Origin of the sequence: Streptomyces griseorubiginosus, from assembly GCF_017614965.1 — a bacterium.
Lineage (GTDB): Bacteria > Actinomycetota > Actinomycetes > Streptomycetales > Streptomycetaceae > Streptomyces > Streptomyces griseorubiginosus_B.
Map to the genome: position 1 here is coordinate 57,818 of NZ_WVUG01000003.1, position 15,859 is coordinate 73,676.

General features: G+C 72.3%; 18 protein-coding genes. 7 read left to right on the top strand and 11 right to left on the bottom strand.

Annotated features, from left to right (window positions below; translation table 11 throughout):
• The first annotated feature begins 121 nt into the window (after positions 1-121).
• Positions 122-760, top strand: a complete 639-nt coding sequence (locus GRC12_RS01240) for a TetR/AcrR family transcriptional regulator (protein WP_208776724.1) — start codon at positions 122-124, stop codon at positions 758-760.
• On the opposite strand, the gene GRC12_RS01245 is transcribed toward GRC12_RS01240, so the two are convergent.
• From GRC12_RS01245 to GRC12_RS01275, 7 genes are all read right to left on the bottom strand, one after another.
• Positions 753-1,289: a GNAT family N-acetyltransferase gene (locus GRC12_RS01245; protein WP_208776725.1), complete on the bottom strand. Its 537-nt coding sequence runs from the start codon at positions 1,287-1,289 to the stop codon at positions 753-755. The two genes, GRC12_RS01240 and GRC12_RS01245, sit on opposite strands and share 8 nt — an antisense overlap.
• Positions 1,290-1,302: 13 nt before the next feature.
• A complete protein-coding gene (locus tag GRC12_RS01250; protein ID WP_208776726.1) occupies positions 1,303-1,713 on the bottom strand; it encodes a PTS-dependent dihydroxyacetone kinase phosphotransferase subunit DhaM in 411 nt (136 codons plus the stop codon).
• Positions 1,706-2,305 (bottom strand): dihydroxyacetone kinase subunit DhaL, encoded by a 600-nt coding sequence (dhaL, locus tag GRC12_RS01255; protein ID WP_208776727.1) that lies wholly within the window; start codon positions 2,303-2,305, stop codon positions 1,706-1,708. Before dhaL ends, GRC12_RS01250 begins: the two co-directional genes overlap by 8 nt.
• A gap of 46 nt (positions 2,306-2,351) precedes the next feature.
• Positions 2,352-3,344: a dihydroxyacetone kinase subunit DhaK gene (dhaK, locus tag GRC12_RS01260; protein WP_208776728.1), complete on the bottom strand. Its 993-nt coding sequence runs from the start codon at positions 3,342-3,344 to the stop codon at positions 2,352-2,354.
• Between the two features lie 309 nt (positions 3,345-3,653).
• On the bottom strand, positions 3,654-4,028 hold the full coding sequence (locus GRC12_RS46630) for an Rv1733c family protein (RefSeq protein ID WP_308286442.1): 375 nt from the start codon (positions 4,026-4,028) through the stop codon (positions 3,654-3,656).
• 146 nt (positions 4,029-4,174) lie between these two features.
• Positions 4,175-4,543, bottom strand: a complete 369-nt coding sequence (locus GRC12_RS01270) for an ArsR/SmtB family transcription factor (protein WP_208776729.1) — start codon at positions 4,541-4,543, stop codon at positions 4,175-4,177.
• Positions 4,540-4,998 carry an SRPBCC domain-containing protein gene (locus GRC12_RS01275; RefSeq protein ID WP_208776730.1) on the bottom strand — a complete coding sequence of 153 codons (459 nt, stop codon included), beginning with the start codon at positions 4,996-4,998 and terminating at the stop codon, positions 4,540-4,542. Before GRC12_RS01275 ends, GRC12_RS01270 begins: the two co-directional genes overlap by 4 nt.
• A 230-nt stretch (positions 4,999-5,228) precedes the next feature.
• Between GRC12_RS01275 and GRC12_RS01280 the strand changes: the two genes are divergently transcribed.
• The gene (locus GRC12_RS01280; RefSeq protein ID WP_208776731.1) at positions 5,229-5,903 is read left to right on the top strand and encodes a helix-turn-helix domain-containing protein; all 675 of its coding nucleotides are present in this window, start codon (positions 5,229-5,231) and stop codon (positions 5,901-5,903) included.
• A 114-nt stretch (positions 5,904-6,017) separates the two neighbouring features.
• Positions 6,018-6,458, top strand: coding sequence for a pyridoxamine 5'-phosphate oxidase family protein (locus tag GRC12_RS01285; protein WP_208776732.1), 441 nt, complete (start codon positions 6,018-6,020; stop codon positions 6,456-6,458).
• 90 nt (positions 6,459-6,548) lie between these two features.
• Here GRC12_RS01285 and GRC12_RS01290 read toward each other — a convergent pair whose 3' ends face one another.
• The gene (locus GRC12_RS01290; protein WP_208776733.1) at positions 6,549-8,504 is read right to left on the bottom strand and encodes a PAS domain S-box protein; all 1,956 of its coding nucleotides are present in this window, start codon (positions 8,502-8,504) and stop codon (positions 6,549-6,551) included.
• A 403-nt stretch (positions 8,505-8,907) separates the two neighbouring features.
• Here GRC12_RS01290 and GRC12_RS01295 point away from each other — a divergent pair, with 403 nt between their 5' ends.
• From GRC12_RS01295 to GRC12_RS01310, 4 genes are all read left to right on the top strand, one after another.
• Positions 8,908-9,690, top strand: a complete 783-nt coding sequence (locus tag GRC12_RS01295) for a universal stress protein (protein WP_208776734.1) — start codon at positions 8,908-8,910, stop codon at positions 9,688-9,690.
• A 110-nt stretch (positions 9,691-9,800) separates the two neighbouring features.
• Positions 9,801-10,385, top strand: coding sequence for an Rv1733c family protein (locus GRC12_RS01300; RefSeq protein ID WP_208776735.1), 585 nt, complete (start codon positions 9,801-9,803; stop codon positions 10,383-10,385).
• A gap of 175 nt (positions 10,386-10,560) precedes the next feature.
• Positions 10,561-11,373 carry a universal stress protein gene (locus tag GRC12_RS01305; protein ID WP_208776736.1) on the top strand — a complete coding sequence of 271 codons (813 nt, stop codon included), beginning with the start codon at positions 10,561-10,563 and terminating at the stop codon, positions 11,371-11,373.
• 123 nt (positions 11,374-11,496) lie between these two features.
• On the top strand, positions 11,497-13,881 hold the full coding sequence (locus GRC12_RS01310) for a phosphoketolase family protein (protein ID WP_208776737.1): 2,385 nt from the start codon (positions 11,497-11,499) through the stop codon (positions 13,879-13,881).
• Positions 13,882-13,995: 114 nt separating this feature from the next.
• On the opposite strand, the gene GRC12_RS01315 is transcribed toward GRC12_RS01310, so the two are convergent.
• The 3 genes from GRC12_RS01315 to GRC12_RS01325 are packed head-to-tail and all read right to left on the bottom strand — an operon-like array spanning position 13,996 to position 15,815.
• The gene (locus GRC12_RS01315) at positions 13,996-14,682 is read right to left on the bottom strand and encodes a type 1 glutamine amidotransferase domain-containing protein (protein WP_208776738.1); all 687 of its coding nucleotides are present in this window, start codon (positions 14,680-14,682) and stop codon (positions 13,996-13,998) included.
• Between the two features lie 36 nt (positions 14,683-14,718).
• Positions 14,719-15,312 (bottom strand): TetR/AcrR family transcriptional regulator, encoded by a 594-nt coding sequence (locus tag GRC12_RS01320; RefSeq protein WP_208776739.1) that lies wholly within the window; start codon positions 15,310-15,312, stop codon positions 14,719-14,721.
• Between the two features lie 47 nt (positions 15,313-15,359).
• Positions 15,360-15,815, bottom strand: a complete 456-nt coding sequence (locus GRC12_RS01325) for a pyridoxamine 5'-phosphate oxidase family protein (RefSeq protein ID WP_208776740.1) — start codon at positions 15,813-15,815, stop codon at positions 15,360-15,362.
• Between the last annotated feature and the right edge of the window lie 44 nt (positions 15,816-15,859).

The following is a 15,859-nucleotide window of genomic DNA, read 5'->3' on the forward strand; positions in this document are numbered from 1 at the left end:
GTTCGTTGTGCGGTGCGGGTCGCCCGGTGGGGCTGGGCCCACCATACGACTTAATGTCGGCGAGTGACATAAAATCGTGGTGGAGAATTCCGGAGAACCGATCACGGAGCCGGAGGAACACATGACCGCAGCCCGCGGACGCATGGGACGACCGCCGCTCACGGAGGAGCGCAAGGCGGAGATCCGGCTGGAGATCGCCCGGGCCGCGGTGGACCTGTTCGTCACCCAGGGCGTCGCGGCCACCACCGGCGAGCAGATCGCCCAGGCCGTGGGCGTCTCCGCGCGGACCGTGTGGCGCTACTTCCCCAGCAAGGAGGCCTGCGTACGGCCCCTGTTCACGGCCGGCATCCACATGCTCGCCGCCCGTCTGCGGGAATGGCGGCCCGGACAGCCGCTGGAGGAGATCTTCGCGCCCGAGTACACGACGGACCTCCAACTCGTCGCGGGCCCCGACCGGGCCACCGTGGGGGCGCTGGTACGACTGACCCGAACCGAGCCGGGGCTACGGGCCGTCTGGCTGCAGACGTACGACGAGGCCGAGCCGGCGTTCGCCGGTGCCCTCGCCGAGCGCGCCGGGCTGCCGGCCGGTGATCTGCGGCCGGTCATCCAGGCGGCGATGTTCAACGCGGCGCTGCGGGCGGCGGTCGAACACTACGCCTGGCACACCGCGGACACGGAGCCCGACCTCGCGACGGCGGAGGCCGAGCTCCTGGCCACCCTGCGCACGGCCCTCAAGGTGGCGGCGGGCGGCCTCAGTTGAGTCCCTCCCCGGTCAGACGCAGGCGCATCCGCACGTAGTCGGCGCCCCCGGGCCCGGGCCGGTGATGTCCGTCCGGCCGCCACCCGTGCCGCACGTAGAAGCCCTGGGCCCGGCTGTTGCGCGCCCAGGCCTCCAACACGCCGGTCGTCAGCGCCGCGTCACGCAACAACCGCACGAACTCGCCGTGCAGCCGGCCGCCGACGCCCTGGCCCCAGGAGCCCGGACGGACATGGATCTGGTAGAGCTGGCCCACGGTCGCCGCGTCCACATCGGGTTCGTAGGGAGGCCCCGCCATCAGGATCCCCGCCAGCTCGCCCGCCCGTTCGGCGCAGACCACGGTCATGTCGTCGGCCCGCACGGCCCGCAGCCAGCCCTCCCGCCGACGGGCGTACGCCTCAGGGGAGTCGAGCTCTGCCGTCGGCACTCCGCCCGCCGCGTAGTAGGCGGTACGGGCCTGGGTGTGCAGCTCGGTGATCGCCTCCACGTCGTCGACGTCCGCGGTCCGTAAGAGGGTCTGAGTACTGGTCATGATCGGTTGTCGTTCAGGCCTTCCGGTAGGTGTACGCCTCCGCTGCCGCCGCCTCGACCGCTGCGAGGTCGGCTCCGGCCGCCGCCGTGACGACCGCGGCCACCGCGCCCTCCACGAACGGCGCGTCCACCAGACGGGTGTTCGCGGGGAGTTCGTCGCCCTCGGCGATCAGCGCCTTCACCGTGAGCACGGCACTGCCGAGATCGGTGAGCACCGCCACCCCGGCGCCCCGGTCCACGGACGCGGCCGCCGCGGCGATCAGCTCCGCGCTGGTGCCGAGACCGCCGCCCTCGGTGCCACCCGCGGGGGCGACCGGCACCGACGTCCCGCCGCCCGCCAGCCCCTTCGCCAACTCGGCGACGGACGCGGCCACTTCCGCGCTGTGCGACACCAGCACGATCCCGACCGTCTTGTCGTCACTCACCGGCCGCCTCCGCGAGCGCCGCGATCAGCAGCGCCGACGAGGTGGCGCCGGGGTCCTGGTGGCCGACGCTGCGCTCGCCCAGATAGCTGGCCCGGCCCTTGCGGGCCTGCAACGGCGTCGTCGCCAGCGCACCCTGCTCGGCCGCCGACCGGGCCGCCGGGAAGCCGTCGTCAAGCGCGTCCACGGCCGGCACCAACGCGTCGATCATGGTCTTGTCGCCCGGTGCGGCACCCCCGAGCGCCATCACCGCGTCCACCCCGGCCCGCAGCGCCTCGGCCAGCTGACCCTCGTCGACCTCGGCGGCATCGCCCAGCGCCTTGCCGGTGCGGCGCAGCAGTGTGCCGTACAGCGGCCCCGAGGCGCCGCCGACGGTCGAGATCAGCTGCCGTCCCGAGAGCGTCAGGACAGCACCGGGGGTCTGGGGCGCCTCCTTCTCCAGCGCCGCGATGACGGATTTGAAACCGCGCTGCAGATTGGAGCCGTGGTCGGCGTCCCCGATGGGCGAGTCGAGGGCCGTGAGCCGCTCCGCCTCGCGGTCGACGGACGCGGCGGTCGCCGTCATCCAACGGCGGAAGAACTCGGCGTCGAGCACTGGATCTCCTTGCGTGGTAGGTACGTTGACACCCCGGCCCGGCGTGCTACATCCCCCAGCGCAGCCCCGGCGTCTTCACCGGCGCGTCCCAGAGGCGGAGCAGCTCCTCGTCGACCTGGCACAGGGTGACCGAGGCACCCGCCATGTCGAGGGAGGTCACGTAGTTGCCGACCAGGGTGCGGGCGACGGCCACACCGCGCTGGGTGAGCACCCGCTGGACCTCGGCGTTGAAGCCGTACAGCTCCAGCAGCGGGGTCGCGCCCATGCCGTTGACCAGGACGAGGACCGGATTGCGCGGGGTCATGTCGTCCAGGATCGCGCCCACCGCGAACTCGGCGATCTCGCCGGACGTCATCATCGCGCGCCGCTCCCGGCCGGGTTCGCCGTGGATGCCGATGCCCAACTCCAGCTCACCGGGCGGCAGATCGAAGGTGGGGCTGCCCTTGGCGGGGGTGGTGCAGGCGCTGAGGGCGACGCCGAAGCTGCGGGAGTTCTCGTTGACCTGCCGGCCGATCGCCTCCACCCGCTCCAGCGGCTGGCCCTCGTCCGCCGCGGCGCCCGCGATCTTCTCCACGAACAGGGTGCCGCCTACGCCGCGCCGTCCGGCCGTGTAGAGGCTGTCGGTGACCGCCACGTCGTCGTTGACCAGCACCTTGGCGACCTGGATGCCCTCGTCCTCGGCGAGCTCGGCCGCCATGTCGAAGTTCAGGACGTCACCGGTGTAGTTCTTCACGATGAACAGCACACCGGGGCCGCTGTTCACGGCCGCCGCGGCCCGCGCCATCTGGTCCGGCACCGGGGAGGTGAACACCTCGCCCGGGCAGGCGGCCGACAGCATGCCGGGGCCCACGAAACCGCCATGCAGCGGCTCGTGCCCCGAGCCGCCGCCGGAGATCAGGGCGACCTTTCCGGCCACGGGGGCGTCGCGCCGTACGATCACCCGGTTCTCCACGTCGACCGTCAGCTCGGGATGGGCCGCCGCCATGCCCCGCAACGCGTCGGCTACCACGGTTTCCGGAACATTGATCAGCATCTTCATGGGTTCCTCCTGGTGAGACGCGCGTCCGGCTCCTGGGCCCGTACTGCTGCCACTCTCGGAAGTATCCGCGCTCGGAGGGCGAAGGTCACGTGGACGGCGGGATCCCGCTGCGTCCCGGGGCCGGGAGGCCGTCTCCGTGGGGCGCGAGCCGGTCCCACTCACTGCCCCAGGACTCGGCCCGCCGCCGGTCCGGCAGGCACCGCCCGGCGGCCCCGGCCCCGAGGACCAGCCCGGTCACGCCGAGGGCGGCACCGGCTCCGAAGAGGACGGCCTCGGCGAGCGCCTCGGTCGGCCCCGGCGGTTCGGCGGTCAGGTCACCCCGGGGTTCGTCCAGACGACGACATGAGACCCGGCGGTACGGCCCGCGTCCACCAGCGCCGTCCCGGTTCGTGCGGGCCGGCCCGCGGGCGTCCAGCGGACCGTCACCAGGGCCCGGCGGGAGGTCTGTGAGGCCCGGGGCGCGTCCGTGAACAGAACGGCCTGAACGGGGGCGCGCTCGGCACGCTGGCGGGCGAAGACGTCGGCGGCGGACCGGGCCGCCATGAACCCGGCGAAGGTGCCGCCCACCGCGACGATCAGCCACACGGCCAGCACCAGCCAGGCCTCCAGAACGTCGTCGTGCCGCCGCAGCGGGTTGGCCCGCCACCGCCACAGCCACCGACTGGTCCGCCCGTGTGCGCGCATCGGCCGCACCTCCCTCTCGTCACCACCTGCACGGTGGCAGCCGGGGAACGCGGTGCGGGATGGGCCGACCAGGGGCGGGTGCGGGGCCGACCGGAACCGGTGGCGAGATGCGGATGGGCCGATCGGGCCCTTTCGCGGACCGTCGGTCACGGACCGTCGGTTTCGTCGCCTCGGGGCTCGGCGTCCTGCTCGGCCAGTGCCTTGATCGCCAGCAGACGGCCCTCCCACTGCTCCGCCAGGGTGTCCAGCCAACGGGTGGCGTGCCGCAGGGGCTGGAGATCCGCGGCGTAACGGACCTCGCGCCCGCTCCGTCGCCCACGTACCAGTCCCGCGCGCTCCAGGACGGCCAGATGCTTGGCCACCGCCTGCCGTGTGACCGGGAGGGGCGCGGCGAGGGACGTGGAGGTCGCTTCGCCGTCGCGGACGAGTGTGGCCATGATCCGGCGGCGGACGGGATCGGCCAGCGCCAGCAGGACGTCCTCGGGCGCCAGCTCGCGGCCGTTCGCTCCGGTCATGCTGCGGGCTGCTCGCACTGCTCACGCAGCTGGTCGAGTTTGCCGGACCAGTTCCGGCTGTTGGCGCGGTGGCGATCGGCGGCCTCGTCGGCGGGCAGGCCGAGCCGGGTGAATCCGCTCTCGACCATGGTGAGCCGGGTGCCTCCCGCACTCTCGTCCCAGGCGAGCGTGAAGGTGACGAGGGTGGCGTTGGCATCGGTCGGTTCCTCGCCCGCGGCGCCCTGGGACCACCGCCAGGAGAAGGTGTGCGGCGGATCGACCGTCTGGATGCGGGCCGGGATGGCGCCGTGGACGCCGTGATCGAAGAGCAGGAGGCCGTCGGGGTGCAGCTCGACCTTGACCGGGTCGCCGTTGCCGAACCAGCGGCCCAGGAAGGCGGGTTCGGTGAGGACCGCCCAGACCCGTTCGACGGGCGCGTTGATCAGGATGTCGCGTTCGATGTCGTCGGGAAGCATCGCAACCTCGTCTCGTGTGGATGCGCTACCACTAGGTTGCACGTCGAGCATGGGATGCGCAACCGCTTGGTTGCGTATATCGACGGTTCCGCAACCAGGGCCGACCGGCCCAAGTGCGGACATGGCGTCCCGGACACCATGGGGGTAGCGGGCCATCCGTGCGTCGTACGCATTCGTCCGCGTACGGGCGGGCGATCCGACGAGAGGGAGTCGAGAGGGAGTGACGAGCCATGGCGGACAACGCACCTTCCCAGGCCGTCGAGGCGCACGCGCCGGGTGATCTCGGGCGTCGGCTCGTCGCACGGCGTACGGAACTCGGACTGAGCCGCGAGCAGGCCGCCGACCGGGCCGGCATGGCCCCGGGCTATCTGCGCTACGTCGAGGAGCACCCCGGGGCCGCGCCCGGAACGGGCGTCCTGCTGCGGCTGGCGGAGGCTCTGGAGACCACCGTGCGGGACCTCACGGGCGGTGACGCCGATCAACCGCCGGGCCCGGGGCGCGCGATGCGCGAACCGGACTTCGTCGAGCTGAGCGCCACGGAGTGCAGGGCTCTGCTCGACACGCACGGAGTGGGGCGGATCGCGGTGCCGACCGCCTCCGGGCCCTTGGTCGTGCCGGTGAACTACAGCGTCGTCGACGGCGCGATCGTCTTCCGGACCGCACCGGGCACCACGCCCGCACGGGCCTCCGGCCACCGGGTCGCCTTCGAGGTCGACCGCATCGACGACGCCTTCAGCAGCGGCTGGAGCGTGCTGGTGCGGGGGTACGCCGAGATGGTGACGGACCCCGCCGAGGCGGGCCGACTCGCCGAGCTGGCCCACAGCACGCCCTGGGCGGGCGGACGGCGCGAGCAGTGGGTGCGCGTCGATCCCCTCGCCGTCACCGGGCGCCGCATCGCGGTGTGATCCGGGACGTTCTGCGCGCGGTCGAGGACCGATGGTCCCTCACTCCGAGCACTCGCCCGGCGCAGGATGGACGGAACGCTCCAGCGATGTATCAGGTGAGAGACGGGCTGGCCCATGTATCCGAACGACGGTTTCCGTGAACTCGAAAGGCCGGAGTGCCTGCGTCTGCTGGCGAAGGTGCCCGTCGGACGCATCGTCCACACCCGGCAGGCCCTGCCCGCCGTGCTGCCCGTCAACTTCACCCTGGACGGCGACGGCGCGGTGCTGCTGCGCACCTCGGCGGCCTCCGAGCTGGCCCGCGCCGTCGACGGGGTGGTCGTCGCCTTCGAGGTCGACGAGGTCGACGCGGCCACCCACTCGGGGTGGAGCGTGGTCGTCACCGGACCGGCGATGGTGGTGACGGACCCCGCGGAGCACGAGCGCCTGACCCGGACCGGCCCGCGATCATGGGTACCCTCGCCCCGGGAGGTCTTCGTGCGCATCGAGCCGGAACTCGTCACCGGCCGCGAACTGGTCGGCGGACACAGTCTGTACGGGGTGCAGCCGGCCCCCTGAACACCCGGTCAGCCATCGCGCTTGAACAGTCGCTCAAGGGCCGTACGGCGGCACCGGTTTCGTCCCGTCGGCCCCCCTGCCCGCGGCCGGTCACAGCTTGAGTGTGAACCAGGTGGTCTTGCCCTCGTCGGTGGGCCGTACCCCCCAGTCGTCGGCGAGTGCCCGGACCAGCAGCAGGCCCCGTCCGGACTCCTCGTCGTCGGCGGCCAGCCGGGGCTGGGGGAGGTGCGGGCTGTGGTCGCTGACCTCGACGGTGAGGTCGGTGTCGGTACGGCGCAGGTGCAGGCCGATGGGGCCGACGGCGTGCTGGACCGCGTTGGTGAGGGTCTCCGACAGCAGCAGGACCGCGTCGTCCGTGGCCGTGGCACAGTCCCAGGCCTCGAGGGCCTTGTGCAGGAAGGCGCGCGCTTCGGGCACCGACGACGGTATGGCGGGCAGGTCGGCGCTGATGGACGCCAGCGGGGCGGCGGGCAGCTGTGCCAGCAGCAGGGTGACGTCGTCGTTGTGGCTGTCCGCGTCGGGCAGGAGGCTCGCCAGAACCCGGTCGGCCACGGCCTCCAGACCGGGGGCCTCGGCGAAGGAGTGGCCCAGAACGGTGGTGAGTTCCTCGATCCGGCCCTCGATGTCGCTGCCGGGGGTCTCGATGAGTCCGTCGGTGTAGAGGACGAGGGTCGCGCCGGGCGGGATGGCCGTGCAGGACTGCTGATAGAGGACGCCGCCGACGCCGAGCGGCGCGTTGACCGGCGAGTCGAGGTTGCTGACGCCCTCGCCGGGCAGGGCGACCAGGGTGGGCAGGTGGCCGGCCGAACACACGGTCACCGTCCCGGCGTCCGGGGCGATCACCAGATAGCAGCAGGTGACCAGTTGGTCGGGGACGTCGAGGTCGGTCACGCAGGTGTCCAGGGCCTGCATCAGCTGGCGCGGCTGCATGCCGGTCTTCGCGAGGGCGTGGGCGGCCGAGCGCAACTGGCCCATCACGGCGGCCGCTTCGAGGCCGCGGCCCATGACGTCGCCCATGAGCACGCCGACCCGGTCGGCGCCCAGCGGGATCAGGTCGAACCAGTCGCCGCCCACACCGGCGCCCTGGGTGGCGGGCCGGTAGCGGCTCGCCGTGGCGAGGCCCGGGATGGCCGACGGGGCGCCCATGAGACTGCGCTGCAGGGTCAGGGCGATGTGCCGCTGCTGCTCGTACAGCGCGGTGAGTTCGGCCTCCGCGCGCTTGCGGTCGCTGATGTCCCGCACGATGGCGCAGGCGCCCACGACCGTGCCGTCGGTGTCGCGAGTGGGCCAGAGTGTGACGTCTACGTCCAGCAGGTCGCCGGTGTTCGTCAACCGCAGCGTCTCGAAGTGTTCGACCTTCTCCCCGTGCCGCAGCCGTTTGAGCAGCGAGCTGACCTCCTCCCGCAGCTCCGGCGGGGCGAGCAGCGACACGTGCCGGCCGATGGCCTCCTCGGCGGTGTAGCCGTACAGGCTCTGGGCGGCGGCGTTCCAGTAGGTGATGTATCCGTCGAGGGTCTTGGCGAGGATGGCGTCCTGCGAGGACTCGACGAGCGCGGCCAGTTCGTTGATGCGGGCCTCGGCGGCCTTGCGGTCGCTGACGTCCCGCACGGCGGCCGACACCAGGAGTCCGTCGGTCGTCTCCAGCGGGCTGAGGCTGATCTCGACGGGGAACTCGGTGCCGTCCTTGCGCAGTCCGTGCAGGTCCAGGCCGGCGCCCATCGGGCGGACCTGGCGGTTGGCGGTGTAGCCGTGGCGGTGCCTGGTGTGCTGCTCGTGGAAGCGGTGCGGCATCAGCAACTCGACGGGTCGGCCCAGCAGTTCCTCGCGCCGGTAGCCGAAAAGGGCCTCGGTCTGGGCGTTGACCAGCCGGATGGTCCCGGTGTCGTCGACGATGACCATGGCGTCCGGGGCCGCCTCCAGAAGCCCCCTGAACCGCTCCTCGGCGGCCCCCGTCCCGCTCTCCCGGAGCTCCGCACCACACCGACAGCCGTCCCACTCGGCCACCCCGGCGGCAGTGGTCGTCCCGACTCCTGCGAACTCACTCATGCCAACCCCCAGTTCACCGCGCGGTGGGTCGGGCCATCCCAGCGCACGCCCCCATACCCCGCCACCGGAAGTCGCCTACTGTCCGCACACTGACCGAACCTGTCCGTCACCGCCTTCCCAAAGGGCGGACACCGCCGCATGCCGCCCGAACCTGCTTTGCGGGCAGGCCGCGTGGCGCGCGAGGCGGCGGCCTGCCGGACGCGGGGAGATAGCCATACCGCGCGAGGGGGAGTGTGCGGGTTGCTCCCTGCCGGGCCAACGGGCATGCGCGCGGGACCGCCCCCGCCGCGAGCGCGTACGACACCGTGCACGGCCTCAACAAGAAGAGCGTGGCCGGTACGCCGGCCGCGCACACGTCTGTCCGGCGGCCGGCGGCCGGCGGGCAACGGGCAACGGGACCGGCATGGGCCGTACGGGGGCCGGTCGGGGCGTTGTCGGGGGCAAAGCCGCGGCGTGGGAGGCCGACCGGCGCCGTGCGCCGCTTCGGCTCGCGCACGCGCTGACGTGGGTCTCGCCGGACGTGCCGGCCGGTGTGGCGCCCTGGGACCCGGACGGTGCCGGCGCCCGGGACCGGGTCAACCGGGCCTTCTCGGACGCCGAGGGCCGGGCCCGCCGGGTCGCGCCCCACCTCGTGATCACACGGGAGGTCCTGGTCGGCGCGCCGGACACCGTTCTGGGGTCCGAGTCGCGCGCCGCCTGCCTCGCCGTGGTGGGCGCCCACCGGATCGACGGAGCGCGCGGCCGTCTGCACGGCTCGGTCGCCGGCCGGCTGACCGCCCGGGCCGACTGCCCGGTGCTGGTCGTCCGCGGCAGGCACACGCGGACCGGTCCCGTCGTCCTGGCGGCGGACGAGTCGCCCCGGGCCCGGGAAGCCGCCGAGTTCGCCTTCGCCGAGGCCTCCGAGCGCGGCGCCGACCTGGTGGTGCTGCGCGCGAGGCGCAGCGGTCGTACGACGGCCGACGCGCTGTCCGCACTGCGCGAGAAGTACCCGCACGTCACCGTGCGCACCGCTGCGGTCCGCGGCCGTCATCACCGTGCCCTCGTCGAGGCGGGCGTCGACGCCCAGCTCGTCGTGGTCGGTGTGCGGCGCGGCGGTACGACGGTCGTACGGCCGGGATCCGAAGGCCGCTCCATCCTGCGCGACGCGCGCTGCCCTGTCGCCCTGGTGCCCGCCGCCGGCCGGTGATCGACGCGAGGGACCGCTCGACCCTCCCCTCCACCGCGATGGAGTGAGACCGTTTAGGTGGGTCCCTTTAGGAGGGTCCGTCCCATTGCGCCCGTAAGGGGGTGTGACCGATGCGGAAGCTCCGCCGGGGGAAGGTCCTGGGATGGCGATGGCGCCGCAACCCCCTGCGCCGACCGAGTGACGTGGTCGAGGCATGGATCGTGCTGGTCGCCTGGACGGTCGCGATCGTGGGGGCGGTCGTCGCGGGGATGATCGGCTCGCAGATCGCGCATCGAACGGTGGCGCACGACCGGGCGGGACGCCTGCCCGTGTCCGCCGTGCTGGTGAAGGCGGTGCCCGGCGGCCGGGACCTGGTCACCGGGTTCAAGTACGACCGGGTCCGGGCCACGGTCCGCTGGACCGACGCGAAGGGAATCACGCACATGGGCGTGACGGACGTGAAGACCACCGCGAAACCGGGCAGCGCGCTGACCGCGTGGACGGACGGCCGGGGCCGGCTGGTGGCCGCGCCTATGAACTCCGCCGAGGCGACGACCCGCGTCGTCCTGGCCGGCACCGGAGCCGCCCTGACCGCAGGGCTGACGGCGCTGGGCGCCGGGTGCCTGGTGCGGCTGCGGGTGCAGCGGCGCGCCACCGAGCGGTGGGGCGCCGAGTGGGAGCGCGTCGGCCGGCGGTGGGGGCACACCACCGGCTGAACGTCACGGGGTCGCTTCCCGATACGCCGTCGCTTTCCCATATCGCCATTCGGTACGGGGTCGCTTCCGGAACGGGGTCGCTTTCCGTACGGGCGGGACCGATGGCCCCTGACCGCCCCCGGCGCCCGGGCCCACGATGACACCGTCAGACCGGACCCACGGGAGGAGCAGGGTCATGACCGCCGAGCACGTGGCCGTCGGAGTCGACGGCTCGCTCATCGCCGTACGAGCGCTCGACCTGGCCGCCGAGGAGGCGGTCCGGCGCGGTGCGACCCTGCGTGTGGTGTACGCCGTGTCGGACCGCGACGAAGCCGCGCCGATCCTCGCCGCGGCCGCCGAACGGCTCCACGACCGTCACCCCGCGCTGCCCTTCGAGACCGAGGCAGCCGAGGACGACCCGGTCCGCGCCCTGGCCCGGGAGAGCACCGGCGCGGCCCTCACCGTCGTCGGCACCCGGGGTCTCGGCACGGTCGGCGGCACGCTGTTCGGCTCCGTCAGCCTGCGGCTGGCCGCGCACACGCACGGGCCGCTGATGGTCGTCCGCGGAGACCACCCCTGCGGCGACGACCGGGCGGTACTGCTCGGGCTGGAGAACGACGCCGACGCCGAAGCGGCCGCCCACGCCTTCCAGGAGGCGGAGCGGCGTGCGGTGCGGCTGCGCGTCCTGCACACCCCGGCGCACCGGCACACCACCCCCGAACTGCCCTCGCTGATCCCCGCGACCAGCCCCGGTCAGCGGCGCCAAGCCCAGGAGGAACGGGCGGAGGAGGCCGTACCGCGGTTCGGCATCGCCCGGCTGCGGCAGGCACACCCGGCGGTCACCGTCGACACGGGGACGGTGCGCACCGGACCGGCCCACGCGCTGCTGGAGGCCACCCGTGAGTGCGCGGTCGTCGTCATCGGCCGCCACCGGCACCTCGGCCCGGTGGCGCACACCCTGCTGCACCGCTCGCACTGCCCGGTGGTGCTGGTCCCGGGCACCGATTGACCGTATCTCCTAGGCCGGATGGGCCGCTCGGCCCTGTTGGGTACCCAGCGGGCGGGAGAGGGTGAGGAGGTGCGGACCGGCAAACACCTCCGATCCGAATCCGATCCGGAAGGGAACCCCCTGATGTCCGTCGACACGCAGCAGGCGTCCGCTCGGCTCACCGACGACGAGCTGAGGACGCTGGACGCCCACTGGCGCGCCGCGAACTACCTGTCCGTCGGCCAGATCTATCTGATGGCCAATCCGCTGCTGACCGAGCCGCTGCGCCCCGAGCACGTCAAGCCGCGGCTGCTGGGCCACTGGGGCACGTCCCCGGGCCTGAACCTGGTGCACACGCACCTCAACCGCGTCATCAAGGCCCGCGACCTGAGCGCCCTGTGCATCTGGGGCCCGGGCCACGGCGGCCCCGCCGTACTGGCCAACGCCTGGCTGGAGGGCTCGTACTCCGAGACCTATCCGGACGTGTCGAGGGACGCCCAGGGCATGGGGCGGCTGTTCAAGCAGTTCTCGTTCCCGGGCGGGGTGCCCAGCCATGTCGCGCCCGAGACGCCCGGCTCCATCCACGAGGGCGGCGAGCTCGGCTACTCGCTGTCCCACGCCTACGGCGCCGCGCTCGACAACCCCGACCTGGTCGTCGCCTGCGTCATCGGCGACGGTGAGGCGGAGACCGGCCCGCTGGCCGCCTCCTGGCACTCCGACAAGTTCCTCGACCCCGTCCACGACGGCGCCGTCCTGCCGATCCTGCACCTCAACGGCTACAAGATCGCCAACCCGACGGTGCTCGCCCGTCTCCCCGAGGCGGAACTCGACGAACTGCTGCGCGGCTACGGCCACGACCCGCTGCACGTCACCGGCGACGACCCGGCCGCCGTGCACCGGGCCATGGCCGAGGCCATGGACACCGCGCTGGACCGCATCGCCGCCTTCCAGCGCGGCGCCCGCGAGGACGGTGTGACCGACCGCCCCCGCTGGCCGGTGATCGTCCTGCGCACCCCGAAGGGCTGGACCGGCCCGGCCGAGGTCGACGGGCTGCCCGTGGAAGGCACCTGGCGTGCCCACCAGGTCCCGATGGCCGCCGTACGCGACAACCCGGACCACCTGCGACAGTTGGAGGAGTGGCTGCGCTCCTACCGCCCGGAGGAACTCTTCGACGAGCACGGAGCGCCCCGCCCGGACGTCCTGGCCTGCGTCCCCGACGGCACCCGCCGCCTCGGGGCCACCCCGCACGCCAACGGCGGACTGCTGCTGCGTGAACTCCCGCTGCCCGAACTGGAGAAGTACGCCGTATCCGTCGACAAGCCGGGCGCGAGCATGCACGAACCCACCCGGGTGCTGGGCGAGTTGCTCGAAGACGTGATGCGATCCACCGCCGACCGCCGGGACTTCCGTCTCGTCGGCCCGGACGAGACCGCCTCCAACCGGCTCCAGGCCGTCTACGAGGCCAGCGGCAAGGCATGGCAGGCCGGGACGCTTCCGGTCGACGAACACCTCGACCGGCACGGCCGGGTGATGGAGATCCTCTCCGAACACACCTGCCAGGGCTGGTTGGAGGGCTATCTGCTGACCGGCCGGCACGGGCTGTTCTCCTGCTACGAGGCGTTCGTGCACATCGTCGACTCCATGGTCAACCAGCACATCAAGTGGCTGCGCACCACCCGCCGACTGCCCTGGCGCGCCCCCATCGCCTCCCTCAACTACCTGCTGACCTCGCACGTGTGGCGCCAGGACCACAACGGCTTCTCCCACCAGGACCCCGGCTTCGTCGACCACATCCTCAACAAGAGCCCCGAGGTCGTCCGGGTCTACCTGCCGCCGGACGCCAACACCCTGCTCTCGGTGGCGGATCACGCGCTGCGCAGCAAGGACTACGTCAACGTGATCGTGGCCGGCAAGCAGCCCTGCTTCGACTGGCTGAGCATGGAGCAGGCCCGCGCCCACTGCGCGCGCGGCGCCGGGATCTGGGACTGGGCCGGCACCGAGAACGGCACCCGGGAGCCGGACGTGGTACTCGCCTGCGCCGGTGACGTACCGACCCAGGAGGTGCTGGCCGCCGCCCAGTTGCTGCGCCGGCACCTGCCGGAGTTGGCGGTGCGCGTGGTCAACGTCGTCGACATCGCGCGGCTGCTGCCCACCGAGGAACACCCGCACGGAATGAACGACTTCGAGTACGACGGCCTGTTCACCGCCGACAAGCCCGTCATCTTCGCCTACCACGGCTACCCCTGGCTGATCCACCGGCTCGCCTACCGCCGCACCGGCCACCGCAATCTGCATGTGCGCGGCTACAAGGAGATCGGCACCACGACCACCCCGTTCGACATGGTGGTCCGCAACGACCTCGACCGCTACCGCCTGGTCATGGACGTCATCGACCGCGTGCCCGGCCTGGCGGTGCGCGCCGCGACGGTACGGCAGCGCATGGAGGACGCCCGGCTGCGCCACCACGACTGGATCCGCGTCCACGGCACCGACCTGCCGGAGATCGCGGACTGGGCCTGGGACGGCTGAGCCGAAAGCGGGGCCCGCGCAGACTCCGTACCCGACGGCGGGTGTCACCTCGTGACCGGCCGGGCCGAGCCGGCGTGGAGAGCCGGCTCGTTCGGTCGATCACGTAGGCGCTCGTCAGCCGGCCTTGGTGACCAGTTCGATCAGGGCGTCGGCCGCGGGGGCCGAGGAGGCCGGGTTCTGTCCGGTGATCAGCAGACCGTCCGTCAGGACATAGGGCTGCCAGTCGTCGGTCTTGGAGTACAGGCCGCCGAGCTTGGTGAGTTCGTCCTCGACCAGGAAGGGGACGACGTCGGTGAGCTGGACGGCCTCCTCCTCGGAGTTGGCGAATCCGGTGACCTTCCTGCCCGCGACCAGCGGGGTGCCGTCCTCGTTGACGGTGTGCCGCAGCGCGCCCGGTGCGTGGCACACCAGTCCCACCGGCTTGCCGGAGCGGAGGGTGGTTTCGATCAGACGGGCGGAGACGGTGTCCTCGGCCAGGTCCCACAGCGGTCCGTGCCCGCCGGGGTAGAAGACGGTGTCGAAGTCGCCCGCCGAGACGGAGTCGAGGCGCACGGTGTTCGCGAGCGCCGCGGTCGCCTCCGCATCGGCCTCGAAGCGCCGGGTGTCGTCGGTCTGGGAGCCGGGCTCGTTGCTCTTGGGGTCCAGCGGCGGCTGTCCGCCCTTCGGCGAGGCGAGGGTGATGTCCCAACCGGCCTCCTTGAAGCGGTAGTAGGGCGCCGCCAACTCCTCCAGCCAGAACCCGGTCTTGGCGCCGGTGTCGCCCAGCTCGTCATGCGAGGTGAGAACGATCAGAACCTTCATGGCACACTCCAATAAATGTCATGGGAGTGCGGACTTCTACAGGTGCAGAAGCCCGCGAGTCACCGTCGTGACGGTGTCGAGCGGGGCCAGGCTGCGATGGATCTTGGCCATGACGCTGGCGCCGAGCCACATGTCGTACAGGGCCTGTGCGACCTCGCCTGCCTCGCCGTCGACCGAGAGGGAGCCATCCTCCAGGCCTTCGGCGATGGTCCGCTCGATGCGGTCGACGACGGCGCTCGTGCCTTCCTTGAGAGCCAGACGCATCGCCTCGGACAGGTCCGCCACCTCGGCACCGAGTTTCACTGCCAGGCACTTGCCCTGGCACTCGTCGAGGCTCTGCGTCTCCCGCCACCGCTGCCAGTAGCCCATCAGCCGTTCGGCCGCCGGCTGGTCGGAGCGGGCGAGGACACGGTCCATCTCCGTCAGGTAGTCCGCGAAATAGCTCTTCAGGATCGCTTCGCCGAAGGCGTCCTTCGAGGCGAAGTAGTGATAGAAGGAGCCCTTCGGTACGCCGGCCTCCGCGAGCACCTCATTGATGCCGACGGCCGAATAGCCCTTGTGGGCCATGATCCGTTGGGCGGCGTCGAGGATGACCCGGCGGGTGTCTTTGGTGCGTGTGGTGCCCGGCATACGGTGAACCGTAACACCTGAGTAGACCAGTCGTCTAGTGAGTGACCTCAGGGTGCGTCGGCGGCCGTCAGGCGGATGCCGGTGACGAGGTCGGGGCGGATGCGGACCGCGTAGTCCATGGTCTGCTTCACCCACGGGCGCAGCAGGGACTGGTAGCGGGCCAGCTCGTCGGGGTCGGTGACCAGACGGGCGTAGCCGGTGACCACCACGCTCCAGCCGAGATGCGTGGCCGGGTCGATGACGTCCGCCTCGTAGGCGACGACGACTCCAGGGTCCCCGGCGTGCCGGGTCCGCCGGGTCAGAGCGGCTCCCTCGTGCGTACGGATGACGATGTCGCCGTCGACCAGGATGTGGTTGACGGGCCGGATCGTGGGCAGCGCGTGCTGGGTGAAGACGATCCTTCCGAAGGAGACGCCGCCCAGCAGGCGCATGGCCTCGGCGCTGTCGAGCTCGACGCTCTGACGGGGGCCGGCCGGGGCCGCCTCGGCGTGGTCAAGGGTCATGGCGGGTTTCCGTACGTCCTGGTGGGCCTCGTGGACCTGGTGGG